The organism is Microbacterium trichothecenolyticum (genome assembly GCF_041938625.1).
In the GTDB taxonomy this organism is placed as follows: domain Bacteria; phylum Actinomycetota; class Actinomycetes; order Actinomycetales; family Microbacteriaceae; genus Microbacterium; species Microbacterium trichothecenolyticum_D.
The window spans coordinates 522,280-544,997 of record NZ_CP169427.1; the positions used below are offsets into that span (position 1 = coordinate 522,280).

Annotated in this window: 22 protein-coding genes and 3 tRNA genes; 19 read left to right on the forward strand and 6 right to left on the reverse strand. The window is 70.2% G+C overall.

The window, feature by feature from the left end; translation table 11 throughout:
- Positions 1 to 176 precede the first annotated feature (176 nt).
- The gene (locus tag ACEYYH_RS02455) at positions 177 to 1,382 is read left to right on the forward strand and encodes a tyrosine-type recombinase/integrase (protein ID WP_374976713.1); all 1,206 of its coding nucleotides are present in this window, start codon (positions 177 to 179) and stop codon (positions 1,380 to 1,382) included.
- Between the two features lie 53 nt (positions 1,383 to 1,435).
- On the opposite strand, the gene ACEYYH_RS02460 is transcribed toward ACEYYH_RS02455, so the two are convergent.
- The 3 genes from ACEYYH_RS02460 to ACEYYH_RS02470 form a co-directional block, all read right to left on the reverse strand.
- Positions 1,436 to 1,508 (reverse strand) — tRNA-Phe (locus ACEYYH_RS02460).
- Positions 1,509 to 1,585: 77 nt separating this feature from the next.
- Positions 1,586 to 1,659: transfer RNA gene (locus ACEYYH_RS02465), tRNA-Asp, on the reverse strand.
- A gap of 20 nt (positions 1,660 to 1,679) precedes the next feature.
- Positions 1,680 to 1,752: transfer RNA gene (locus tag ACEYYH_RS02470), tRNA-Glu, on the reverse strand.
- Positions 1,753 to 2,073: 321 nt separating this feature from the next.
- On the opposite strand from ACEYYH_RS02470, the gene ACEYYH_RS02475 reads away from it, so the two are divergent.
- Complete coding sequence (locus tag ACEYYH_RS02475) at positions 2,074 to 3,390, forward strand: M23 family metallopeptidase (RefSeq protein WP_374978293.1); 1,317 nt, start codon at positions 2,074 to 2,076, stop codon at positions 3,388 to 3,390.
- 67 nt (positions 3,391 to 3,457) lie between these two features.
- Here the strand turns inward: ACEYYH_RS02475 and ppa are convergent, their stop codons facing one another.
- Positions 3,458 to 3,991 carry an inorganic diphosphatase gene (gene ppa, locus ACEYYH_RS02480; RefSeq protein ID WP_374976714.1) on the reverse strand — a complete coding sequence of 178 codons (534 nt, stop codon included), beginning with the start codon at positions 3,989 to 3,991 and terminating at the stop codon, positions 3,458 to 3,460.
- Between the two features lie 160 nt (positions 3,992 to 4,151).
- Between ppa and tilS the strand changes: the two genes are divergently transcribed.
- From tilS to ACEYYH_RS02545, 13 genes are all read left to right on the forward strand, one after another.
- Positions 4,152 to 5,147 carry a tRNA lysidine(34) synthetase TilS gene (gene tilS, locus ACEYYH_RS02485; RefSeq protein WP_374976715.1) on the forward strand — a complete coding sequence of 332 codons (996 nt, stop codon included), beginning with the start codon at positions 4,152 to 4,154 and terminating at the stop codon, positions 5,145 to 5,147.
- Positions 5,148 to 5,170: 23 nt separating this feature from the next.
- On the forward strand, positions 5,171 to 5,722 hold the full coding sequence (gene hpt, locus ACEYYH_RS02490) for a hypoxanthine phosphoribosyltransferase (RefSeq protein WP_374976716.1): 552 nt from the start codon (positions 5,171 to 5,173) through the stop codon (positions 5,720 to 5,722).
- A 148-nt stretch (positions 5,723 to 5,870) separates the two neighbouring features.
- A complete protein-coding gene (gene ftsH, locus ACEYYH_RS02495) occupies positions 5,871 to 7,880 on the forward strand; it encodes an ATP-dependent zinc metalloprotease FtsH (protein ID WP_374976717.1) in 2,010 nt (669 codons plus the stop codon).
- Between the two features lie 9 nt (positions 7,881 to 7,889).
- Entirely contained in the window at positions 7,890 to 8,480 is a 591-nt protein-coding gene (folE, locus tag ACEYYH_RS02500) for a GTP cyclohydrolase I (protein ID WP_116194757.1), read from the forward strand.
- Complete coding sequence (gene folP / locus ACEYYH_RS02505; protein ID WP_374976718.1) at positions 8,477 to 9,304, forward strand: dihydropteroate synthase; 828 nt, start codon at positions 8,477 to 8,479, stop codon at positions 9,302 to 9,304. The genes folE and folP overlap by 4 nt, the downstream gene beginning before the upstream one ends.
- Positions 9,304 to 9,699, forward strand: a complete 396-nt coding sequence (gene folB / locus ACEYYH_RS02510) for a dihydroneopterin aldolase (protein ID WP_374976719.1) — start codon at positions 9,304 to 9,306, stop codon at positions 9,697 to 9,699. Before folP ends, folB begins: the two co-directional genes overlap by 1 nt.
- A complete protein-coding gene (gene folK / locus ACEYYH_RS02515) occupies positions 9,696 to 10,253 on the forward strand; it encodes a 2-amino-4-hydroxy-6-hydroxymethyldihydropteridine diphosphokinase (protein ID WP_374976720.1) in 558 nt (185 codons plus the stop codon). The genes folB and folK overlap by 4 nt, the downstream gene beginning before the upstream one ends.
- Entirely contained in the window at positions 10,250 to 10,747 is a 498-nt protein-coding gene (locus ACEYYH_RS02520; protein WP_374976721.1) for a DUF3180 domain-containing protein, read from the forward strand. Before folK ends, ACEYYH_RS02520 begins: the two co-directional genes overlap by 4 nt.
- Positions 10,689 to 11,306, forward strand: a complete 618-nt coding sequence (locus ACEYYH_RS02525; RefSeq protein WP_374976722.1) for a PH domain-containing protein — start codon at positions 10,689 to 10,691, stop codon at positions 11,304 to 11,306. The genes ACEYYH_RS02520 and ACEYYH_RS02525 overlap by 59 nt, the downstream gene beginning before the upstream one ends.
- Positions 11,303 to 13,093, forward strand: coding sequence for a PH domain-containing protein (locus ACEYYH_RS02530; RefSeq protein ID WP_374976723.1), 1,791 nt, complete (start codon positions 11,303 to 11,305; stop codon positions 13,091 to 13,093). Before ACEYYH_RS02525 ends, ACEYYH_RS02530 begins: the two co-directional genes overlap by 4 nt.
- Positions 13,090 to 13,803, forward strand: a complete 714-nt coding sequence (locus ACEYYH_RS02535; protein ID WP_374976724.1) for a DUF2520 domain-containing protein — start codon at positions 13,090 to 13,092, stop codon at positions 13,801 to 13,803. Before ACEYYH_RS02530 ends, ACEYYH_RS02535 begins: the two co-directional genes overlap by 4 nt.
- Positions 13,800 to 14,645 (forward strand): pantoate--beta-alanine ligase, encoded by an 846-nt coding sequence (gene panC / locus ACEYYH_RS02540; protein WP_374976725.1) that lies wholly within the window; start codon positions 13,800 to 13,802, stop codon positions 14,643 to 14,645. Before ACEYYH_RS02535 ends, panC begins: the two co-directional genes overlap by 4 nt.
- A 25-nt stretch (positions 14,646 to 14,670) precedes the next feature.
- On the forward strand, positions 14,671 to 15,465 hold the full coding sequence (locus ACEYYH_RS02545) for an MBL fold metallo-hydrolase (protein ID WP_374976726.1): 795 nt from the start codon (positions 14,671 to 14,673) through the stop codon (positions 15,463 to 15,465).
- Positions 15,466 to 15,486: 21 nt separating this feature from the next.
- Here the strand turns inward: ACEYYH_RS02545 and ACEYYH_RS02550 are convergent, their stop codons facing one another.
- Complete coding sequence (locus tag ACEYYH_RS02550; protein ID WP_374976727.1) at positions 15,487 to 16,698, reverse strand: MFS transporter; 1,212 nt, start codon at positions 16,696 to 16,698, stop codon at positions 15,487 to 15,489.
- 148 nt (positions 16,699 to 16,846) lie between these two features.
- Here ACEYYH_RS02550 and lysS point away from each other — a divergent pair, with 148 nt between their 5' ends.
- Positions 16,847 to 18,370, forward strand: coding sequence for a lysine--tRNA ligase (lysS, locus tag ACEYYH_RS02555; RefSeq protein ID WP_374976728.1), 1,524 nt, complete (start codon positions 16,847 to 16,849; stop codon positions 18,368 to 18,370).
- Positions 18,371 to 18,399: 29 nt separating this feature from the next.
- Here the strand turns inward: lysS and ACEYYH_RS02560 are convergent, their stop codons facing one another.
- Positions 18,400 to 19,707 carry a DUF4192 family protein gene (locus tag ACEYYH_RS02560; protein ID WP_374976729.1) on the reverse strand — a complete coding sequence of 436 codons (1,308 nt, stop codon included), beginning with the start codon at positions 19,705 to 19,707 and terminating at the stop codon, positions 18,400 to 18,402.
- A gap of 178 nt (positions 19,708 to 19,885) precedes the next feature.
- Between ACEYYH_RS02560 and ACEYYH_RS02565 the strand changes: the two genes are divergently transcribed.
- The 3 genes from ACEYYH_RS02565 to ACEYYH_RS02575 all read left to right on the forward strand — a co-directional run bounded on the left by ACEYYH_RS02565 (position 19,886) and on the right by ACEYYH_RS02575 (position 22,580).
- Positions 19,886 to 20,080 (forward strand): hypothetical protein, encoded by a 195-nt coding sequence (locus tag ACEYYH_RS02565; RefSeq protein ID WP_116194744.1) that lies wholly within the window; start codon positions 19,886 to 19,888, stop codon positions 20,078 to 20,080.
- Positions 20,081 to 20,246: 166 nt separating this feature from the next.
- The gene (cls, locus tag ACEYYH_RS02570) at positions 20,247 to 21,713 is read left to right on the forward strand and encodes a cardiolipin synthase (RefSeq protein WP_374976730.1); all 1,467 of its coding nucleotides are present in this window, start codon (positions 20,247 to 20,249) and stop codon (positions 21,711 to 21,713) included.
- A 126-nt stretch (positions 21,714 to 21,839) separates the two neighbouring features.
- Entirely contained in the window at positions 21,840 to 22,580 is a 741-nt protein-coding gene (locus tag ACEYYH_RS02575) for a hypothetical protein (protein ID WP_374976731.1), read from the forward strand.
- Positions 22,581 to 22,718: the final 138 nt, after the last annotated feature.

Below are 22,718 nucleotides of genomic sequence, written 5' to 3' on the forward strand. Positions count from 1 at the left end.
ATCTGCGTGATTGCGCGACTTCTCGCCCGAGAAAGGCTGAGGTGGATCGAGCCGGAGCCCTCTCGACGTGCTCCAAATCCCTCCGTCTGCGACGCGATCGAGGTCAGCGCACTCAGACGCGGCCATCAGTTGTATAACTCATGGAAGCTTCGACATAAGCGGCCTACCCTGGACCTATGGGAAGCGTCGAGTCCTACGAATCAAAATCTGGCCGCCGATACCGGGTGCGATACCGTCGGCCCGACAACAAGCAGACGGACAAGCGGGGGTTTCGCACCAAGCGCGAGGCGGAGAACTTCCTTGCCTCCGTCGAGACGTCGAAGCTCCGGGGCGAGTGGGTAGACCCGAGTCGCTCACGCGTGCGCTTCTCCGAGATCGCGGAGGCGTGGTACGCGAGCAAGATCCGCGTGAAGCCGACCACTCGGTCGGGCTATCGAAACTCGCTGGACAAGCATGTGCTGCCCGAATGGGGCGACGTGCGAATCGTCGACATCGATCACTCGCACGTCCAATCGTGGGTAGCCCGACTATCGACGACGCTCTCCGCGTCCTCGACGCGGCAGATCTACCTCGTTGTGTCGGGCTCGCTCGCATACGCGGTCCGCGACGGGCGACTCGCCCGCAACGTTGCGGCGGACATCGAGCTCCCAAGGCTCTCGAAGGCGGAGCGTCACTACCTGAGCCACACGCAGGTGCATGAGCTCGCAGATGGCGTAGGAGAGTGGGGCACTCTTGTGCGGTTCCTCGCCTACAGCGGGCTGCGTTGGGGTGAGGCTGCAGCGCTAAGGCCTGCTGACGTAGATCTGGCGAACAGAGTCGTGCACGTGCGTCGCGCGGTCGCTGACGTCCGTGGCTCCCTAGTCTTCGGTACCCCGAAGACCCACGAGCAGCGCATCGTCCCGTATCCGTCTCTGCTCGACGAGGGAATCGCCGCGCACCTCGCGACCGGGCGGCGGCATGATCTCCTCTTCTCCACCGGCGAGGGCGCTGTGCTCCGCGGAGGAAACTTTCGGCGTCGGGTGTTCGCGCCCGCCGTTGCAAAGCTGCAACTCGCGTCGCCTGATGGTTTTCCTCACATCACTCCGCACGACCTCCGCCACACGGCCGCGAGCCTCGCGATTTCGGCTGGTGCGAACGTGAAGATCCTGCAACGGATGCTCGGGCACGCGTCGGCCGCGATGACTCTCGACGTATACGCAGACCTGTTTCCGGAGGATCTTACGTCCGTCTCGATCGCCCTCGACCGGGCCGCGCGTGACTCGTTCGTGGGCAAACCGTGGGCAAAAGCTGACGACGACGGCTCCAGTACGCCGTCTGAGGTGACTCCGATCGCAGCTGAACCCGTCGATCCTGAGCGAACCAGAGCCCCAAGATCCGCGTAATTCCGGGGGAAAAGAAGAAACCCCCGTATGTAGAAGCCATACGAGGGTTTCAGTGGCTCCGACCGGCATCGATCCGGTGACCTTTCGATTTTCAGTCGAACGCTCTACCAACTGAGCTACAGAGCCTCGCGGCATCTCTTGTACAAGACCTGCCGCGTCCTAGACGAAAGGCCCTCTTCGAAAAAAGGGCCCGTCGCTCGGAGCGACCCTGACGGGACTTGAACCCGCGACCTCCGCCGTGACAGGGCGGCACGCTAACCAACTGCGCTACAGGGCCATGCTTATTGAATTGTGGAGTGACCCCAACGGGATTCGAACCCGTGCTACCGCCGTGAAAGGGCGGCGTCCTAGGCCGCTAAACGATGGGGCCGGGTGAACCTTTGGGGCTCACTGCCGAGGACCAAGCATACGTAACTCCTCGCGAAAACGCGAATCGAGCGCGCGTCGCCCTTGTGCAACTCCCTGCGGAGGCGCACACTGACCGGGTGACCGCTACCCGAGGCGGCGGTCGCCGTGCACCTCTGGGGGGTTGCACATGTTACTGATGTTGCTAGTGTGAAACGAGTTGACGCCGCGAGGGAGGGATCCGGTGCAGCCCGAAAACGTCACTGATCAGGCCGTGTCCGACGACGCCTCCGTGGACTGCGGGTGCGCTCCGTCGGCTCGCGAGCAGCGACGCCTCTGGCCGTCGATGAACCGGCGCACCGCCCTCGGGCTCGGCATCCTCGGTGTCGCCGCGCTCGGCGCCGCCGGGGGAACCCTCGGTCCGCTCGTCGCCCCCGCGTTCGCCGCCGAGTACCCCTCGTGGGATGACGTCGTCGCCGCGAAGAACAACGAGGCGGCGAAGGCCGCCGAGATCACCAGGATCCAAGAGCTGATCGCGGGGCTCGAGGCCGATGTGGCTGCGAAGCAGCAGGTCGCGCAGCAGATGGCCGACGAGTTCTACGTCGCGCAACAGGCGTACTTCGACGCCGCTCTCCGCGCCGACCAGCTGCAGCAGCAGGCCGACGAGCAGGCTGCCGCGGCCCTCGACGCCGCGAACAAGGCCGGCCGCGTCGCGGCGCAGCTCTACCGCAACGGCGGCGACGACACGTCGCTCGAGCTGTTCTTCGCCGGCTCTGCCGCCGGCGCCGATGACCTTCTCGCGCGCCTGGGCACGATGGACAAGCTCGTCCAGCGCAACCAGGACGTCTACGCCCAGGCTGTCACCGCGCGCGACTCGGCGCAGAGCCTGAGCGACCAGGCAGCCGTGCAGCGCGCCGAGCGCGACCGGCTGCAGAAGATCGCCGAAGAGAAGATGGTCGCCGCCCAGAAGGCCGCCGAGGAGGCCCAGGCCGCCCTCGACGCGCAGAACGCCAAGCGCGGCGAGCTCGAAGCTCAGCTCGCGGCCCTGCAGGACGCGACGGCCAAGACCGTTGCCGACTACCAGGAGGGTGAGCGCGTCCGCAAGGAGGCCGAAGCCGCTGCCGCAGCCGCGGCAGCCGCGGCGGCGAAGGCCGAGGCCGACCGCCTCGCCCAGCAGAACCAGGGCGGCGGAGGCGGCGGTGGCGGAGGCGGAGGCGGCAGCGGCGGCGGAGGAGCCGTCGTCGGCTCGGGCTGGGCCCGACCCTCGTCCGGCTGGCGCAGTTCGGGCTACGGCCCCCGCACGGTGCAGTGCGGCAACAGCTACTGCTCCAGTGGGTTCCACTACGGCGTCGACCTCGCGGCCGGCTGCAGCTCGGGAATCTACGCCGCATCGGCGGGTCGCGTGGTCTACGCGGGCTGGAACGGCGGCTACGGCAACTACATCAAGATCGACCACGGCGGCGGCATCGGCACCGGCTACGGCCATATCCGCTCGGGCGGCATCTTCGTCGGCGTCGGGCAGTGGGTGAACGCCGGCCAGCTCATCGCGAGCGAGGGCAACACCGGCAACTCGTTCGGCTGCCACCTCCACTTCGAGACCTACGTCAACGGCTCGCCCGTGAATCCGATCTACTTCATGGCCGATCGCGGCATCTCGGTGTGACCGACAACACGCCTGAAACGACGAGAACCGGATGCCGCGGCATCCGGTTCTCGCATGAGACGACAGGTCAGAGCGTGCTGGGGGCGACGCCCTCACCCTGAGTGGCGGTCTGGCCCTCGTGCTCCTTGAAGCGGTCGAAGGCCTCGCCCACCAGACGCTCCGCCTCGGCAGCGTCGGCCCACTCGTCGACCTTGACCCACTTGTTGGGCTCGAGGTCCTTGTAGTGCTCGAAGAAGTGCGCGATCTCCTTCTGCAGGAACTCCGGGATGTCGGCGACGTCCTGGATGTGCGCCCAGCGCGGGTCCTTGGCGAGCACCGCGACGACCTTGTCGTCGCCGCCGGCCTCGTCGCTCATCTTGAGCACGCCCACGGGGCGGACGCTCGCGAGGATGCCGGGGGCCAGGTCGACGTCGAGGATCACGAGCACGTCGAGCGGGTCGCCGTCCTCGCCGAGCGTGTTCTCGAAGAACCCGTAGTTGGTCGGGTAGCCCATGGGCGTGTACAGGATGCGGTCGAGGAAGACGCGGCCGGTGCCGTGGTCGACCTCGTACTTCACGCGGCTGTTGCGCGGGATCTCGATGACGGCGTCGTACGCGCCCATAGTGGTGCTCCTTCGAAGACTGTGGATTGCCGCGACCAGCCTAGTTCTCGCCTCACTGCGGTCCACAACTCAGGCGGATCGCGGCGAAAGGGCCTGCTGGGAGAGCTGCGTCGCGGTCTTGCCTGAGTTATGGACCGCGGTGCCCGGGTACGGTGGGCGGGTGGAGGAGCGCAGACCCGGACTCGACCCCGCCGTCGCCGAGGTGCGGCTCGCCGTGCGCCGGGCGCTGACCGGCCTCGAACCCGGTGCGACCGTGCTGGCGGCGCTGTCGGGCGGTGCCGACTCGCTCGCGCTCGCGGCGGCGACGGCCTTCGAGGCCCCGAAGCGCGGCCTCCGCGCCGCGTCGCTCACCGTCGACCACGGCCTTCAGGACGGATCGACGGATGCTGCCGCCGCCGCAGCAGCGAAGGCCCAGGCGCTCGGACTCGAGGCCCGTGTCGCGCGCGTCGAGGTCGGCGCCGCGGGCGGTCCCGAGGCCGCCGCGCGCGACGCGCGCTACCGCGCCCTCGCCGAGGGCGCCCGGTCGATCGGCGCGGCCGCGATCCTCACCGGCCACACGCTCGACGATCAGGCCGAGACGGTGCTGCTCGGCCTCGCCCGCGGCGCGGGTGCCACCAGCCTGCAGGGCATGGCCGAGGCATCCGCACTCGACGGCGTCCCCTTGCTGCGCCCGCTGCTCGCGGTGCGCCGCGCCACCACCCGCGCCGCGTGCGCGGCGGAGGCGATCGAGCCCTGGGAGGACCCGCACAACGCCGATCGGCGTTTCGCGCGCGTGCGTGCGCGTGAGACGGTGCTGCCGGTGCTCGAGACAGAGCTCGGTCCGGGCATCGCCGAAGCGCTCGCCCGCACCGCCGCCCAGCTGCGGGAAGACGCCGAAGCCTTCGACGAGATGATCGACGAGACGATCGAAGACATCGTCGAGCACGCCGAGGCGGGCATCTCGGTGTCGGCAGCCGCCCTCGCCGCCAATCCGGCAGCCCTGCGCCACCGCATCATCCGGCACGTCGTGGCCAGCGAGTTCCACGAGAGCCTCACGCGGACGCAGACACTCGAGGTGGCGCGCCTGGTCACGGACTGGTCGGGTCAGGGCCCCATCGACCTTCCCGCATGCCGCGCCCGCCGCGTCGGCGGACGCATCGAGTTCACCGCGCGCTGAGGCGGCCCCTCTAGACTCGTCGCATGCGCGCGGCCGACGTTTCCAGCGACCTCACCGAAGTCCTCGTCACCGAGGAGGAGATCCGAGCCAAGCTCGACGAGGTCGCGGCGCAGGTCGCCGACGACTACGCCGACGAAGACCTCCTGCTCGTGGGAGTCCTCAAGGGCGCGGTCATGGTCATGGCGGACTTCTCGCGGGCGCTGGAGAAGCACGTGACGATGGACTGGATGGCCGTCTCCTCGTACGGCGCCGGCACCAAGTCCAGCGGTGTCGTCCAGATCCGCAAGGACCTCGACACCGACATCCTCGGCAAGCACGTGCTCATCGTCGAGGACATCATCGACTCGGGTCTGACCCTCAGCTGGCTGCTGGAGAACTTCGCCTCCCGTGGCGCAGCGTCGGTGGAGGTCTTCGCGCTGCTGCGCAAGCCCGAGGCCGCCAAGGTCGAGGTGCGCTGCAAGTACGTCGGCTTCGACATCCCGACGGAGTTCGTCGTCGGCTACGGCCTCGACTACGCCGAGAAGTACCGCAACCTCCGCGACGTCGCGGTGCTCGCGCCGCACGTCTACAGCTGAGCGCCCCACCGGGCGGACTGTGATTACGCCCGGGGCGAATGCACAGACGGCGCCTAGGAATCGCGCGATACCCTGATTCAACCGTCGACGGGGGTTCTCCCGTCCGCGGCGGCACGTCGACGAAAGGGGTCGGGCTCGCGCCCGCGCCATGGACTTCAAGAAGATCACCCGCAACCCGCTCTTCTACGTCCTGCTGATCGGGGTCTTCCTCATCGTGGGGTTCTCGCTCATCTCGAGCCTGGGCGGCGCGAAGCAGATCTCGACGCAGGAGGGTCTCGAGCTGCTCTCGGGCGACACGGTCACCGAGGTCGTCAACACCGACGGCGATCAGCGCGTCGACATGAAGCTCTCGAAGGAGTACGACGGCGCCACCGACGTGCAGTTCTACTACGTCTCGGCGCGTGCCGCCGAGGTCGTCGACGCGGTTAACGAGGCGAACCCGAAGGACGGCTTCAACGACGCCGTCCCGCGCGCGACGTGGTTCGACGGCTTCATCTCGCTCCTCCTGCCGATCCTGCTGCTCGGTCTGCTGTTCTGGTTCTTGCTGTCGAGCGCTCAGGGCGGCGGCAGCAAGGTCATGCAGTTCGGCAAATCTCGCGCGAAGCTCGTGACGAAGGAGATGCCGCAGGTCACCTTCCAGGACGTCGCGGGCTCCGACGAGGCGATCGAAGAGCTCGAAGAGATCAAGGACTTCCTGAAGGACCCGTCGAAGTTCCAGGCGGTCGGCGCCCGCATCCCGAAGGGCGTGCTGCTGTACGGCCCTCCCGGAACGGGCAAGACGCTTCTCGCACGCGCTGTCGCCGGCGAGGCAGGCGTGCCGTTCTACTCGATCTCGGGCTCTGATTTCGTCGAGATGTTCGTGGGCGTCGGCGCGAGCCGCGTGCGCGACCTGTTCAACCAGGCCAAGGAGAGCGCCCCCGCGATCATCTTCATCGACGAGATCGACGCCGTCGGCCGTCATCGCGGCGCCGGCATGGGCGGCGGTCACGACGAGCGCGAGCAGACGCTCAACCAGATGCTCGTCGAGATGGACGGCTTCGACCCCAAGGCGAATGTCATCGTGATCGCGGCGACCAACCGTCCCGACATCCTCGACCCGGCGCTGCTGCGTCCTGGCCGCTTCGACCGCCAGATCGGCGTCGACGCGCCCGACCTCAAGGGCCGTACGAAGATCCTCGAGGTGCACGGCCGCGGCAAGCCGCTCGCCGACGGTGTCGACCTCGAGGTCGTCGCCCGCAAGACCCCCGGCTTCACCGGTGCCGACCTCGCCAACGTGCTGAACGAGGCGGCGCTCCTCACGGCCCGCTCGAACGCGCAGCTGATCGACAACCGCGCCCTCGACGAGGCCATCGACCGCGTGATCGCCGGTCCGCAGCGGCGCACGCGCGTGATGAAGGACAAGGAGAAGCTCATCACCGCCTACCACGAGGGCGGCCACGCGCTCGCGGCGGCGGCGATGAATCACACCGACCCCGTCACGAAGGTCACGATCCTCCCGCGCGGGAAGGCCCTCGGCTACACGATGGTGCTGCCGCTCGACGACAAGTACTCCGTCACGCGCAACGAGCTGCAGGACCAGCTCACGTACGCGATGGGCGGGCGCGTCGCGGAGGAGATCGTCTTCCACGACCCGACGACGGGTGCCTCCAACGACATCGAGAAGGCGACGAACATCGCCCGCAAGATGGTCACCGAATACGGCATGACCGGAGACATCGGCCCGGTCAAGCTCGGTCAGTCGTCCGGCGAGGTCTTCATGGGCCGCGACATGGGTCACGGCCGCGAGTTCTCGGAGCGGGTCGCCGAGCGCGTCGACGTCCAGGTGCGCGACCTCATCGAGCAGGCGCACAACGAGGCGTACGAGGTCATCAACGCGAACCGCGACGTGCTCGACAAGCTCGCGCTGGCCCTCCTCGAGAAGGAGACCCTCGACCACCTGGAGCTCGCCGAGATCTTCACGGACGTCAAGCGCCTCCCGCCGCGTCCGCAGTGGCTGTCGAGCGAGCAGCGTCCCGTCTCGGAGCTGCCGCCGGTCGAGGTACCGCAGCGCCGCGACGAGGCCGGTCTCGCCGCGAGCGTCGAGGCCGATGAGCTGCCGGCTGCCGAGAAGGCGACCAAGCGCCGCCCCACCGGACAGGCGCGCCCGGCGACCGCGTAGGCTCGGCCCATGGCCGTCGATCGTGAGCGCGTCGCCGCGCTCGTACGCGAACTGCTCGAGGCGATCGGCGAAGACCCCGAGCGCCCCGGGCTCAAGCAGACGCCCGAGCGCGTCGCCGATGCGTACGCCGAGTTCTTCGCGGGAGTGGGGACGGATGCTGCGTCCCCCCTCGCGCACACCATCTCGGTGTCGCGCGGCCCGGCGCCCGACACGCTGCCGTCAGGTGCGGTGATCCTGCGCGACATCATCTTCCGGTCGGTGTGCGAGCACCACCTCCTGCCCTTCCGCGGGCACGCGCACCTCGCGTACCTCCCCGGCGAGCAGGTCGTCGGACTCGGCGCGCTGCCCAAGGTCGTCGACATCCTGTCGTCGCGGCCCCAGGTGCAGGAGCGCCTGGGCGAGCAGATCGCCGACGTGATCGCCGGATCCCTCGACGCCCGCGGGGTGCTGGTCGTGCTCGACGCGTCGCACGAATGCGTGACGATGCGGGGCGGACGCCAGCCGGATGCCTCCACCGTGACGATCGCGGCACGCGGGGAGCTCGCCGAGCCCGCCGCCCGTGCCGAACTGGTCGCCCTGATCGGAGCTGGTCGCGGATGACCCTCGTCATGGGCGTCGTCAACGTGACGCCCGATTCCTTCAGCGACGGCGGACGATACGTGGACGCCGAAGCCGCCATCGCGCAGGGCCTTCTGCTGCGCGCGCAGGGCGCCGACATCCTCGACATCGGCGGCGAGTCGACCAGGCCGGGGGCCGAGCGGGTCAGCCCCGAGGTCGAGCAGGAGCGGGTCCTCCCGGTGGTGCGGGCGCTGGCGCAGGCCGGGGTCATCGTCAGCATCGACACCATGAACGCCTCCACCGCCGTCCTGTCCGTCGAGGCGGGCGCGCGGATCGTGAACGACGTCTCGGGCGGCATGGCCGATCCTGCGATGCTGGCGGCCGTCGCCGCGACCGACGCGGACGTGGTGCTGCAGCACTGGCGCGGCCACTCCGCCGACATGTACGCCCGCGCCGTCTACGACGACGTCGTGGCCGAGGTCGCCCGCGAGCTCACTGCTCGTGTCGAGGCGGCTGAGGCGGCGGGCGTCGATCCCTCGCGGGTGATCGTCGACCCGGGGATCGGTTTCGGTAAACGCGGCGAGCAGAACTGGGAGACGTTGCGCGGTCTCGACCGCTTCGTCGCGATGGGGCAGCGGGTGCTGATCGGGACGAGCCGCAAGCGTTTCCTCGCCGAGGCGCTCGCGGAAGACCCCGCGGACGCCTCCGAGGCCCGGCGCGACCTCGCGACCGCGGTGACGAGTGCGCTCGCCGCGCAGGCAGGGGTGTGGGCGGTGCGCGTCCACGATGTCGCCGCCACGCGAGATGCTCTGGTGGTCGCCGGGCGCTGGGCCGGCGCGGATCGATCAGGGGGCCGGGAGGGCTGATGGAGGGCATCGACGAGATCACTCTCACCGGCGTGCGCGCCTATGGGTACCACGGGGTATTCGAGGACGAGCGCCGCGAGGGCCAGGAGTTCGTGGTCGATGTGACGCTGTACCTCAGCACCGCGGAGGCTGCCGAGACCGACGACGTCGCCGACACGGTGCACTATGGCGAGGTCGCCGAGCGCATCGCCGAACTCGTCGGCGGTGAGCCGCTGAACCTCATCGAGGGCGTCGCGGCGCGCATCGCCGACGACCTCCTCTCGTACGACCTCGTGCAGATGGTCGCCGTCACCGTGCACAAGCCCCAGGCCCCGATCACGGTCCCGTTCTCCGATGTGTCGGTGACGATCCGCCGCGGCCGTCCCGTGGGCCCGGCGTGGACGGAGGGCGCGTGAACCGTCGTCTCGCGCAGGGCTTCGACGGCGACGTCGAGCGTCGCCCGCGTGCAGCGGTCGAAGCCGTCGTCGCTCTCGGCGCCAATCTCGGCGATCGCGCCGAGACGATGGCGGCGGCGATCAAGGACCTGGCGCGGGTGCCTCTCGTCGACGCCGTGCGGGTCTCGGAGCCGATCGAGTCGGTCGCGCTGAAGCCGGAGGGTCCGGATGCCTCGGCCCCGGCCTATCTGAACGCCGTCGCGATCCTCACCACGCGCCTGGCGCCGTCGGTGCTGCTCGGCTACCTCCACTCCATCGAGCAGCGGCATGGCCGGGTGCGGTCGGCGGCGCGTTCCGCGCACGAAGGAGGCTGGGAGGACCGCACGCTGGACCTCGACCTGATCACCTACGACGACGTCGTCAGCGACGACCCGCGGCTGCTGCTCCCGCACCCGCGGGCGGCCGAGCGCGACTTCGTGCTCGGTCCGTGGCTGGCCGTCGACCCCGATGCCGTGCTCCCGGGCGTCGGCCGGGTCGACGAGGCGCTGCGCCGCCTGCGGGCGGAGGGCCGATGAAGCGCACCGGTGCCGGAGTGCTGATCATCGCGGCGGTCCTCGGGGTCGCGGCGGGGTTCCTCGTGGATCAGCTGCTGACGTCGGCAGGGCGTCCGACGTTCACGCCCGCGGTGACGCTGCCGATCCTCCTCGTGCTGCTTGGCGTGGTCGTGGTCGCGCTCGCCATCCCGATCCGCCGCGCCACGCACGGCACCTCGAAGGCGAAGGTCGACCCGTTCCGTGCGGTGCGCATCGCGATGCTCGCGAAGGCGTCGAGCATCGTCGGCGCCGCGGTCGGCGGCGTGGGCGCGGGGCTGTGGATCTTCCTGGCGACCCGGCCCGTCACGCCCTCGCTAGGCTCGTTGGGGACGGTCATCGCGACGACCGTGTGCGGTGCCCTGCTGGTCGCCGCGGGTCTGGTCGCGGAGCACCTGTGCACCATCCGGAAGGACGACGATGACGAACAGCCCGGAGGCGACCCACCCGGACTCGAGCCGCGAATCCACAACCACTGACGTGGCGGATGCTCCTGATGCGGCGGCGGGCACCGTCGCGGCGCCGGAGTTCGAGGAGCTCGTCGAACCGCGGTCCGAGAACCGGCTCGCCCTCGAGGGCGGGGTGTGGCACCAGATCTCGCCGAAGTACGTGACGGTGCAGCTGATCTCGACCGGCTCGTTCCTGCTGGTCGTCATTGCGGCCACGCTCGTGCTCACGCTGCTGATGCACCAGCTGTGGGCGTGGATCCCCGGCGGGATCATGACGGTGATCCTCGCGTGGACGCTCGCCATCCTGCCGCGCCAGGCCCGCGCGATCGGGTACCAGCTGCGCGACGACGATCTCGTGTTCCGCCGGGGCATCCTGTGGCAGCGCTTCGTCGCCGTGCCCTACGGTCGCATGCAGCTCATCGACATCACGCACGGTCCGCTCGACCGCGGCTTCGGCATCGCGCAGCTGAAGTTCGTGACGGCCGCCGCCGCGACCGGCGTCGTGATCCCTGGTCTCGCCCAGTCCACGGCCGAGACGCTCCGCGACCACCTCGTCGAGGTCGCCGAGAGCCGGCGCACAGGGCTATGAGCGACCCGCTTCTCACGCCTGAGCCCGCGCCACCGCCCGGGCCGAGCGCGCCGCCGCCGCAGCTCGTGCGCTCGCCGCTCAGCGACGGCGAATGGCACCGCCTGCACCCGCTCACCCCACTGCTGCGCGGCGGGCTGTTCCTCATCGTCGTCATCGGCATCGTCTTCGCGAACCTGCGGGACCGCCTGGTGTTCATCTTCCTGCCGTGGCTCGCGCCCGGCGTCGGGGACGAGGTCGTGGAGTGGGAGCAGGTCGGCGGCGACCCGGTCGACTTCATCATCGCGAACAACCTCTACGTGCTGGCCGCGGTCGCCGTCCTCGCGGTGCTCATCGTGCTGGTCACGGTGTTCTACACGTCCTGGCGCTTCCACACGTTCCGCATCACGGATGACGACGTCGAGGTGCGCAGCGGCATCCTGTTCCGCACACAGCGGCGTGCGCCGCTCGACCGCGTGCAGGGCGTCAACCTCACGCGGCCGATGATCGCGCGGCTGCTGGGCATGGCCAAGCTCGAGGTCGTCGGGGCGGGCACCGACGCCAACGTCAAGCTGGAGTACCTCTCGACCGCCAACGCCGAGGCCGTCCGCGCCGACATCCTGCGCCTCGCCTCGGGGCGCCGGCTCGCGATGGCCGCGGGTCCCGCCCACGCGGCTGCGCCGCGGCAGCCTGGCCGCGTGGCGTCCCTCAGCCAGACCGTCGGCCGCGAGATCACCGGACTCATCGAGGGGCCCGAGGCCCCCGTCGCCGAGCTGGAATCGGTCGTGCACATCCCGCTGGGCCGGCTCGTCGCATCCCACGTCCTCAGCACCTCGACGCTGGGTCTCCTCTTCGCGATCGTCGCGATCGTGATCGGCGTCAGCCAGGGCGTGACGTGGCTGCTGTTCGGCTTCGTGCCCGCGATCATCGGTTTCGGCGCGTACTGGGTGCGCTCGATCGTCCGCTCGCTGCGGTACTCCATCGCGCCGACGCCCGACGGCGTGCGCATCACGTTCGGGCTCTTCACCACCATCACCGAGATCGTCCCGCCCGGGCGCGTGCATGCCGTCGAGGTGACGCAGGGGATCTTCTGGCGCCCCGCCGGATGGTGGACGATCCGCATCAACCGCCTCACCGGTCGCAGCGCCGCCGACAGCACGACCGATCAGTTCACGACGGTGCTGCCGGTCGGCACCGCGGCGGACGTCGAGCGGGTGCTGCGCCTCCTGCAGCCTTCGCTGCCCGACGACGAGCTCGCGCTCATCGTCCAGGAGGGCATGTTCGGGCCGACCGCGAGCGACACCTTCACGAACACGCCGAAGCGCGCGCGGTGGATCCGGCCGTTCTCCTACCGCCGCAACGGCTTCCGGCTCACTGAGGACGCCCTCCTGATGCGGCGCGGCGTGGTGTGGCGCAAGCTCGTGATCCTGCCGCTCGCGCGCCTGCAGAGCTTCGGGCTCTACCAGGGCCCGCTCGACCGTGCGTCGGGCGTGACCAATGTGCGTGCGCACGTCGTGACCGGGCCGGTGTCGCCGTTCCTCGCGGCCGTCGACCGCGACGCCGCTCTCGCTCTGTTCGACGACGTTGCCCGCGGCTCGGTGCGCGCCGCGCTGGCCGATCGCACGCACCGGTGGGCTGAGGAGGAGACGGATGCTGACGCCGCCGTCTCCCCGGAGCACGACCTGTACGGACCTGCCGCTGCGGCGCCCGCTTCACCCGTTGCCGGCATTGAGGCTCAAGCGGCAGCATCCGTGCCCCCGCCGCCGGCGGGCTACACCGTCGTTCGCGAGCCGGGGGAGGACCGCGCGTGAGCCGCGACGGCCGCCTCGGTGTCGGGATCATCGGCGCCGGCCGCGTCGGGCCGGTGCTCGGCGCAGCGCTCGGCGGAGCAGGGCACGCGCTCGTGGGGATCACCCAGGGCGCCGATCCCGAGCGCGTCGAGGCGATCCTGCCCGGCGTGCCCGTCCTCGACGCCACAGAGGTCGTCCGCCGCAGCGAGCTGGTGATCGTCGCGGTGCCTCACGATCAGCTCGAAGGTCTTGTCGGCGGCCTGGCCGAGGTCGGCGCGTGGCAGCCGGGGCAGCTCGTGCTGCACACGGACCCGGCCTGGGGCACGGGCGTCCTGGCCGCCGCGGTCGCGAAGGGGGCCATCCCGCTCGCCGTGCACCCCGCGATCGAGTTCAGCGGCACCTCGATGGACCTTCGGGCACTCTCGAGCGCGTACGCCGCCGTGACCGCCCCCGCTCCCGTGCTGCCGATCGCGCAGGCGCTCGCCGTCGAGCTCGGCTGCGAGCCCGTCGTCGTCGACGAGTCGGCCCGGCCCGCGTACGCCGAGGCGATCGCGACCGCACGCGACTTCTCGCGGTCGATCGTGCGGCAGGCGACCGCGCTGCTCGCCGAGGCGGGCGTGCCGCAGCCGGGGTCGTTCCTCTCCGCGCTGGCGCACACGACCATCGACCACGCGCTGGCGGAGGCGGGCTCCGGTCCGCAAGCGGAGCCCCCCGCTACGATCCAAGGATGATCAGCACCGTCGGCGAGCTGCGGGCTCGGCTCGCCGAAGTCCGCACCGCCGCCCCCGGAGCACGCATCGCGCTCATCTCCACCATCGGCGCGCTCCACGACGGGCACATCGACCTCGTGCACCGCGCACGGGAGGTGGCCGACATCGTCGTCGTGTCGGTGTTCGTCAACCCGCTGCGGTTCTCCTCGCCGGCCGAGTTCGCGGCGTATCCCCGCACCCCTGACGAGGACGAGCGCCTGCTCGAGTCGCTCGGCGTCGAGGTCGTGTTCGCCCCCGACACGAGCGAGCTGCTCCCCGACGGCTCCGCGACGACGAAGGTCACCGCGGGCGATCTCGGCCTTCGCTACGAGGGGCGCGCGCGCCCGTTCTACTTCGACGGACTTCTCACCGTGGAGGCCAAGCTCTTCCACCTCGTCGCCCCCGACGTCGCCGTCTACGGCGACCGGGACCCTCAGCGGGTGTTCCTGGTGCGTCGGATGATCCGCGATCTGTTCTTCGAGGTCGAGGTCGCGACGGTCGAGACCGTGCGCGGCGATGACGGGCTGCCGGTGTCGACACGGGTCGGCATGCTCGAGGACCGCGACCTCGCCGCGGCCGCACTCCTCCCGGCCGCGCTCGACGCGGCCGCCGCCAACGCGGATCGTGGCGTCGACGCGTGCATCGCCGCCGCGCAGTCCGCGCTCATGGGAGAGCCGCGCATCCGGCTGGAGTACCTGAGCGTCGTCGACCCGGCGACGTTCCTGCCGGTCGACGAGGGCAGCAGCGGACCGGCGCTGGCGCTCATCGCCGCCTCGGTGGCGGGCCACCGGTTCATCGACAACGCCGAGATGTACCTGGGCTGACCGGGTCCGAGGGCTGGGAGGCGACATGCGCATCACGCGGATCGGCGGTCCGACCGCCCTCGTCGAATGGGAGGGGTGGCGGATCCTCACGGACCCGACGTTCGACCCACCCGGCCGCACGTACTCGTTCGCACTGGGGACGTCGTCGCGCAAGACCACCGGTCCCGCCATCCCGCTCGCGGAGATCGGCCCGGTGGACGTCGTGCTGCTGAGCCACCATCACCACGCCGACAACCTCGACGATGCCGGCCGGGCAGGACTGTCGGCGGTGCGGACGGTGCTGACGACCCGTGCCGGAGCGAAGGCGCTGACCTCGGGCGGCGCGCACCCCGATGCCCGAGGCCTGGCCGCCGGAGACGTCATCACCCTCACCGCCGAGGGCAAGCCCGACCTCGTGGTCACGGCGACACCGTGCCGGCACGGAGCTCCCCTCACGGGCCCGATCGTCGGCCCCGTCGTCGGGTTCGCCCTCTCGCTCGGCGGGGCTGGGCGCCCGGGTCTCTGGATGACCGGCGACACCGTGATGTACGGCGGGCTGCGTCGCGCGGCGGCCGGCCTGCGACCTGACGTGGCCCTCGTGCACATCGGGGCCGTGAAGTTCCCGCTCACGGGCCCGCTCGCGTACACGATGGACGCCGCCGGCGCCGTCGAGCTCATCGGGCTCGCTCAGCCCGGCGTGGCCGTGCCCATCCACGTCGAGGGCTGGAGCCACTTCTCGCAGCAGGAGGAGGCCGCCGCGGCGGTCTTCGATGCCGCACCCGGTCCCGTGCGGGAGCGGGTGCGCTGGGCTCCGCTCGGCGTGCCGGTCGACCTCGGCTGAGATCGATCACGCCGCGGCGGCTCAGCGCGCGCGATCGTCGGGCTGAGAACTCGCCTGGCGCGCGTACCGCCGCATCGCGATACCCGCGCCGAGCGTCGCGACGAGCACGACGGCGGAGAAGACGAGCAGCACGGTGGTCTCGCCGACGAGGGGAAGGCTGAGCCCCACGAGGAGAACCGGCGCGACGAGACCGCCGTATGCGATGAGGAACAACAGCGCGAGGGTCTCGCCCCGGCGGTCAGGTGCCGCGAGCGCGCTCGCCGCGGCGATCGCTGAGCGGAACATGATGCCCGCGCCGGAGCCGGCGATGACGGCGCCCGCGATGAACAGCCCGAGAGCGGGGATCAGCGCGCCGGCCGCGATGGACACGAGGCCCACCGCGAAACACCCCATCGCGATGAGGAGCTGCGCCCGCTGCGCTACACGGACCAGCAGCACCTGCGCGACCGCCGCGGCGCCGAACACGGCGAAGACGGTGGCACCGTCCACCAGGTGGTCCGACACGTGGAACGTGTCGTGCAGGAAGGTCGGGGCCAGCGACGTGAACAGTGCGAACAGCGCGAACGAGGCGGCCGCGCCCGTGCCCGCCGCCGCGAAGGCCGCGCCCGACCCGGTCGGGAATGCCAGTCGCTGCGGTCGGTAGGCCGGATGCGCCGCCGCGGTGTCGACCGTCTCGGGCACGTGGCGGAGAATGAGCGCCGCCGCGACGAAGAGCACGAGGAACACGACGTGCGGCAGTTCCAGCGGGTCGGGAGCGAACTCGGCGAACAGGCCGCCGACGAGAGGCCCGAGCGCCAAGCCGCCCAGGTTGGCAGCTCCGGCCACCGACGCCGCGACGACAGCGGTCTCGGCGGGCCGCGCCTTCGCGCGCAGCTCGGCGAGGTGAGCCGTCGCCGCGGCGCTGAGCGTGCCCACGCTCACCCCGTCGACGAACCGCGCGACGATGAGGCCCGGCACCGAGTTCCACACGATGAAGACGATCGCCGCGAGCGCCGACACGAGCACCGCGATCACGGCCATCCGACGTCGTCCCGCCCAGTCGCTGATGTGACCGATCAGGAACAGGCTGACCACGACTCCCACCGCGAACGCGGCGAAGATGAACGTCACGACCGGAACGGGGAAGTCGTCGGCCGCCTGGTAGAGCGGATACAGCGGCGTCGGGACCGTGGCGTAGGCGGTGACGGTCGTGAAGGCGGCCGCGACGACCCAGAACCCGGTGAGATCCGACATCGTCCGACGAGGTTGCGACATCGCGCCGTCCGATCGTGTCGAGATGGGCGTTCGTAGAGCCGCCCCCGACCTTACTCGCGCCGTGGAGCACCTCGGTAGACTTGGGGGTCCGCGTTCTGCGGAGAACCCCCACCGAGGAGCCCACCCCGTGACCGACACGACCTCGCCCGCCGAGACCGCCGAGCCGACCGAAGAAGAAGTCTTCGAGCAGAAGGCCGTGCGGCTGGCCAAGCGCGAGCGTCTGATCGCCGAGCGGACGGATGCTGCGGGCGGGGCGTATCCGGTCAGCGTGCCGATCACCGACACGATCCCGGCGCTGCGCGAGCGCTTCGCCGCGCTCGAGGCGGGCGCCGAGACCGGCGTCACCGCGGCGGTCGCCGGCCGCGTCGTCTTCAGCCGCAACACCGGGAAGCTCTGCTTCGCGTCGCTGCAGGCAGGAGATGGCAGCCGCATCCAGGCGATGGTGTCGCTCGCAGCGGTCGGCGACAAGTCGCTCCAGGCCTGGAAGGAGCTCGTCGACCTCGGCGACCACGTCTTCGTCTCGGGCGAGGTCATCTCCAGCCGCCGCGGCGAGCTGTCGATCATGGTGTCGGACTGGAGCATCGCATCCAAGGCCGTGCTGCCGCTGCCGAACCTGCACTCCGAGCTCAGCGAGGAGAGCCGCGTCCGCAGCCGCTTCCTCGACCTCATCGTGCGCGATCGGGCACGCGAGACGGTCGTCGCCCGCGCGAAGGTCAACGCGAGCCTGAGGCAGACGTTCGCGTCGCACGACTTCATCGAGGTCGAGACGCCGATGCTGCAGGTACAGCACGGCGGGGCCTCTGCACGGCCGTTCATCACGAACTCCAATGCGTTCGACACCGACCTGTATCTGCGCATCGCACCGGAGCTGTTCCTCAAGCGGGCTGTGGTCGGAGGCATCGACCGGGTGTTCGAGATCAACCGGAACTTCCGCAACGAGGGCGCCGATTCGACGCACAGCCCCGAGTTCGCGATGCTCGAGGCGTACCAGGCGTACAGCGACTACAACGGCATCGCCGACCTCACGCAGGAGCTGATCCAGAACGCCGCCATCGCGATCTCGGGATCGACCACGGTGATCTGGGCCGACGGCACCGAGTACGACCTGGGCGGCCAGTGGGACCGCCTCTCGATGTACGGATCGCTGTCGGAGGCGGCCGGCCGGGAGATCACGCCCGAGACGCCGTTCGAGGATCTGGTCGCGCTCGCCGAGGCCGAGGGCGTCGACCTCCCGCCGCATGCGATCCACGGCAAGCTCGTCGAGGAGCTGTGGGAGCACTTCGTGAAGCCGGCCCTCGTGCGCCCGACTTTCGTGATGGACTTCCCCGTCGACACCAGCCCGCTCGTCCGCGAGCACCGCTCGATCGCCGGCGTCGTGGAGAAGTGGGACCTGTACGTGCGCGGTTTCGAGCTCGCGACCGGCTACTCCGAGCTCGTCGACCCGGTGATCCAGCGCGAGCGCTTCGTCGAGCAGGCGAAGCTCGCCGCCAAGGGCGACCTCGAGGCGATGCGCATCGATGAGGAGTTCCTGCGCGCGCTCGAGCACGGCATGCCGCCGACCGGGGGCATGGGCATGGGCATCGACCGGCTGCTCATGGCGGTGACCGGGCTCGGCATCCGCGAGACCATCCTCTTCCCGCTCGTCAAGTAGTCCCGCGGCGGGGTCGTCACGCACGCGGATCATCGGACGCTCGCGCGCTGGAACGCCCAGTCGGGCAGATGCCCCGCGTTCACGAACGAGAGCACGATCTGCGAGAGCCCGTGCTCGGGCTCGATCTCGCACGCGCGCTCCGCGTACGCGGCGGCGTGGGTCGAGCGACCGAGCGCCCACGACAGCCACGCGCACATCGCGAGCGGTCCAGGCCGGGCGTCACGCGGCGCGACCGCCGCGGCATACCGTGCCAGCTCGAGCGCGGTCTCGAGACGGGAGACCTGCGGTCGGTCGCCCTCGCCCCACATGCGCATCGCGAGATGCGCCGGGTAATCCTCGCCCGACTCCCATCGCAGCTGCGCATCGAACGCCTCGTCTCCCTCGGCGAGATTGCCGCTCCACTGCACCAGCGCCACATCGCGCAGCGACGGGCGAGCGAGGCACCACACGAGGGCGGCGACGTCGTACGCGTCCGCCGCCGCGAGAGGTTGCGCGAGAGCGTCTTCGAAGAACCCGGGCAGGTCGTCGAACCGGCACACCGCGGCGAGCGCCTGAGGGTCGACCCGTGCCGTCTCGTCGGTGACGGATGCCTCGTCCTCCGCGGCTCCCGACACCGGCCCGGGAACGGGGCCGAGGTCGCTCGCCCGGACGCGAGGGCCCCCAGCGTCCTCCACCGCCGCCGCCCTGCGAGCAAGGCCCTCGGCCGCATCGTCACACGCGGTGCGCGCCGACCGCACCGTGCGCGCGGCCGTGCCACCCTCGGGCGGGGGGCCGCACAGCACGGCCACCGCCGTGTCGAGCGCGGTCATCGCCTTCGCCACCCGCTCCCGCTGCTCGGCCGAGCAGCCCGGCAGATCGGCGCCGGTCGCCTGATCGCCGTCGGGCTCCGGGAAGTCTGCGGAGCCCATCCACTCCAGGTCGCCGAGCGGCCTGCCCGCCGCCGGGCACTCCGTGTCGAGGAAGGATCCCCACGCGTCCGCGGCGACGCACAGCAGATCGGTGACCCGCAGGCCGCACGCATCGGCGCGCCGCTCGAGCGCGGCGAGGAGGTCGCGATGCGGCATCCGTTCGTCTTCGGCGAACGTCATGCCGGTGTACGCGATCGCAGCGACGGCGTCGGCCTCGGCGAGACGGCACACCATGCCGGTGACGGTGGCGGCGATGCGGTCGACGGCGTCCTCGTCGCCGCCGGGGAGGTCGAATCGCATCGCGCCGAGACTGCGGGCGCCGTGGAACGGGATCACGACGAGGCTCTGCGTCGGGTGGTAGCCGAGCATGCGGGGGACGAAGGAGAGGAACTGCGCGGCATCCGCGGCTTTCACGACGGTCGGGGTCATGGGACGAGTGTCGTGACGCCCGAGGCCCCCGCCGCGGTCTCCACAGGGGCCGATGCCGCAGGCGCGAAAACGAGGCCCTGGGGAGGAACCGCTGCGTTCCTGTGGACAAGTCGCCGGCCGATCCGTCCCTGAACCGCCTGGGGAGGAGGCGATACCCGCACGGCGTATCCTTGAAGGCATGGATTACTGGGTCGCGGCGCTCTGGACGCTCCTGCCGACCGTCCTCGTGTCGCTGATCTTCTTCTTCGTGCTGCGCAGCATCATCCGCGCGGACCGCACCGAGCGGCGCGTGTACGCGAAGATCGAGGCCGAAGAGCGCGCCAAGCGGGGGCTGCCGCCGGTGGCGCCCGGCACCGCCTCCACCGACGCCTGATCGTCGCCGGCGCCACGGAGTGACGACGCGCCGGATCGCGCGCAGCCCCGCCGACCTCTTCCGGATGCGGGGCCGCGTCCGCCGCCCCCGATAGTGTGGGCACACCGCTCGATCGGCGCGTCCGATGGGACGGACCCGCCCGACGACCGGGGAGAGGCTCCGCTCGATGATCACCATCACGTTCGACGCGACGTGGTGGGTGGTGCTCGTCTTCATCGTCGACATCGTGATCCGTGTCACGGCCATCATCGTGGTGCCGCGCAACCGTCGCCCCACCGCCGCGATGGCGTGGCTGCTGGCGATCTACTTCATCCCGATCATCGGCGTCTTCCTGTTCCTGCTGATCGGCAACCCGCGGCTTCCGCGCAAGCGCCGCCGCAAGCAGGAGCGCATCAACGACTACATCCACGACACGAGTGCGTCGCTGGACTTCGGCACGCTGCGCCCGCATGCGCCGAGCTGGTTCACGTCGCTCGTGACGCTCAACCGCAATCTCGGCGCGATGCCGCTGGCGGGCGACAACGCCGCGGACCTGATCCCCGACTACCAGGAGAGCCTCGACGCGATGGCGGAGGCGATCCGCGCGGCCGAGCGCTTCGTGCATGTCGAGTTCTACATCCTCCAAGCGGATGCTGCGACCGACAACTTCTTCCGCGCCCTCGAAGAGGTGGCGGCTCGCGGGGTGACCGTGCGCGTGCTCCTCGACCACTGGGCGAACCGCGGCAAGCCGTTCTACAAGCGCACCCTCAAGCGCCTGACGGCGATGGGCGCGCAGTGGCACCTCATGCTCCCGGTGCAGCCGCTGCGCGGCAAGTACCAGCGTCCTGACCTGCGCAACCACCGCAAGCTCCTCGTGGTCGACGGGCGCGTCGCGTTCACCGGGTCGCAGAACGTCACCGACTCCACCTACAACCTTCGAAAGAACATCAAGCGCGGCCTGCACTGGGTCGACCTCATGGCGCGCATCGAAGGCCCGGTCGTAGCATCCGTCAATGCCGTCTTCTTGAGCGACTGGTACAGCGAGACCGACGAGGTGCTCACGGATCAGATCGACCTCTTCGATGTGCGCAGCGGGCCGGGCGATCTCGACTGCCAGATCGTGCCGTCGGGGCCGGGGTTCGAGTTCCAGAACAATCTCAAGCTCTTCGCCGGCCTGCTCTACGCGGCGCACCGCAAGATCATCGTGGTGAGTCCCTACTTCGTTCCCGACGAGGCGATGCTGCTCGCCATCACGACGGCGTGCCAGCGCGGCATCCATGTCGAGCTGTTCGTCTCGGAAGAGGGCGACCAGGCGATCGTCTACCACGCGCAGCGCAGCTACTACGAGGCGCTGCTGCGCGCGGGCGTGAAGATCTGGATGTACAAGAAGCCGTTCATCCTGCACACGAAGAGCCTCACCATCGACGACGAGGTCGCCATCGTGGGGTCGAGCAACATGGACATGCGCTCGTTCGGTCTCAACATGGAGATCTCGATGCTCGTGCGCGGCGAGGAGTTCGTGCGACAGATGCGCGCGGTGGAAGACATGTACCGGTCGCTCTCGCGCGAGCTCACGCTCGAGGAGTGGGAGAAGCAGCCGCTGCGATCGACGGTGCTCGACAATCTCGCGCGCCTCACGTCGGCGCTGCAGTGAGGCGTTCTCCCGGCGGATCGTGACCTGGACGTGATCGGACGACTGAGATTCCGGGTCGTTTTGCGACACGATATGGGTGACGGATGCCGCGGGGGATGGTGTCCGCGGAACTCCAGGAGGCCTCGCATGCCCGTTCGCTCCCGTTCACTGTTCGCCGGGCTCGGCCTGGCGCTCCTCGCCGCAGGCCTCCTGACCGCCTGCACGACGCCCGCCGGCTCCGGCGGCACCACCCCGACGCCGGCCGCGACCACCAAGGACGACGACAGCAGCAACGAGCAGGAGGTCACCGCGGCCTGGCTCGACGGCGGTCGCATGATCGGCATCGTCACGCAGGGCAGTTCGACGTGCATCCCGGTCGCCGAGGAGGCGACCTACGACGACGGCGTCATGTTCGTCACGCTCGTCGACGCCGAGGGCGACGAGGCCTGCACGGCCGACCTCGTTCCGCGCGTGACCGTCGTGGGCACCCCGGCGGACGTGGACCCCGTCAACGGCGTCGAGATCGAGGTGACGGGTGACGGCTGGCACGGCGACACCGACCTCGAGGGGGTCGCCGGCCTCGGGGTCGGCGGTGAGACGGATTACCTGCCGAGCGCCGGCTGGACCGACGTCGACGGCCAGTTCGTGATCCTGTCGTGGGGTTCGTCTTCGTGCGCGCCGCAGGTCGAGAACACGGAGACCACCAGCGCGACCGAGGTCACCGTCACCTTCGTGACCCCGCCCGCGGACCAGGTGTGCACCATGGACATGGCTCCGCGCGGCGTCGTGACGACCGTGACCGGCATCGAGGACGAGGACGCCGAGACCTTCGCGATCCTCACCGGCGGCGAGTTCGACAACGTCCGCATCCCCATCTACCCCAACTGACGCCCGGCGATTCCGGATGCTGCGCCCCGCAGCATCCGTCCTTTCCTGCGTGATCTCTGCTCACCTGTCACAAACTGCCCTCCGCATCGGCATTTCGTGACAGGTGAGCGTTCTTCGTCGGTGCCGCTGCTGCTCACC

Bases quoted from the DNA above. Each gene is read 5' to 3' on its own strand.
- folP (WP_374976718.1), top strand. From the start codon at position 8,477: ATGACCCTCGTCATGGGCGTCGTCAACGTGACGCCCGATTCCTTCAGC.
- ftsH (WP_374976717.1), top strand. From the start codon at position 5,871: ATGGACTTCAAGAAGATCACCCGCAACCCGCTCTTCTACGTCCTGCTG.
- ACEYYH_RS02455 (WP_374976713.1), top strand. From the start codon at position 177: ATGGGAAGCGTCGAGTCCTACGAATCAAAATCTGGCCGCCGATACCGG.
- ACEYYH_RS02565 (WP_116194744.1), top strand. From the start codon at position 19,886: ATGGATTACTGGGTCGCGGCGCTCTGGACGCTCCTGCCGACCGTCCTC.
- ACEYYH_RS02525 (WP_374976722.1), top strand. From the start codon at position 10,689: ATGACGAACAGCCCGGAGGCGACCCACCCGGACTCGAGCCGCGAATCC.
- ACEYYH_RS02575 (WP_374976731.1), top strand. From the start codon at position 21,840: ATGCCCGTTCGCTCCCGTTCACTGTTCGCCGGGCTCGGCCTGGCGCTC.
- ACEYYH_RS02520 (WP_374976721.1), top strand. From the start codon at position 10,250: ATGAAGCGCACCGGTGCCGGAGTGCTGATCATCGCGGCGGTCCTCGGG.
- folB (WP_374976719.1), top strand. From the start codon at position 9,304: ATGGAGGGCATCGACGAGATCACTCTCACCGGCGTGCGCGCCTATGGG.
- hpt (WP_374976716.1), top strand. From the start codon at position 5,171: ATGCGCGCGGCCGACGTTTCCAGCGACCTCACCGAAGTCCTCGTCACC.
- ACEYYH_RS02560 (WP_374976729.1), bottom strand. From the start codon at position 19,707: ATGACCCCGACCGTCGTGAAAGCCGCGGATGCCGCGCAGTTCCTCTCC.
- ACEYYH_RS02475 (WP_374978293.1), top strand. From the start codon at position 2,074: ATGAACCGGCGCACCGCCCTCGGGCTCGGCATCCTCGGTGTCGCCGCG.
- ppa (WP_374976714.1), bottom strand. From the start codon at position 3,991: ATGGGCGCGTACGACGCCGTCATCGAGATCCCGCGCAACAGCCGCGTG.
- panC (WP_374976725.1), top strand. From the start codon at position 13,800: ATGATCAGCACCGTCGGCGAGCTGCGGGCTCGGCTCGCCGAAGTCCGC.
- folE (WP_116194757.1), top strand. From the start codon at position 7,890: ATGGCCGTCGATCGTGAGCGCGTCGCCGCGCTCGTACGCGAACTGCTC.
- ACEYYH_RS02550 (WP_374976727.1), bottom strand. From the start codon at position 16,698: ATGTCGGATCTCACCGGGTTCTGGGTCGTCGCGGCCGCCTTCACGACC.
- ACEYYH_RS02545 (WP_374976726.1), top strand. From the start codon at position 14,671: ATGCGCATCACGCGGATCGGCGGTCCGACCGCCCTCGTCGAATGGGAG.
- ACEYYH_RS02530 (WP_374976723.1), top strand. From the start codon at position 11,303: ATGAGCGACCCGCTTCTCACGCCTGAGCCCGCGCCACCGCCCGGGCCG.
- cls (WP_374976730.1), top strand. From the start codon at position 20,247: ATGATCACCATCACGTTCGACGCGACGTGGTGGGTGGTGCTCGTCTTC.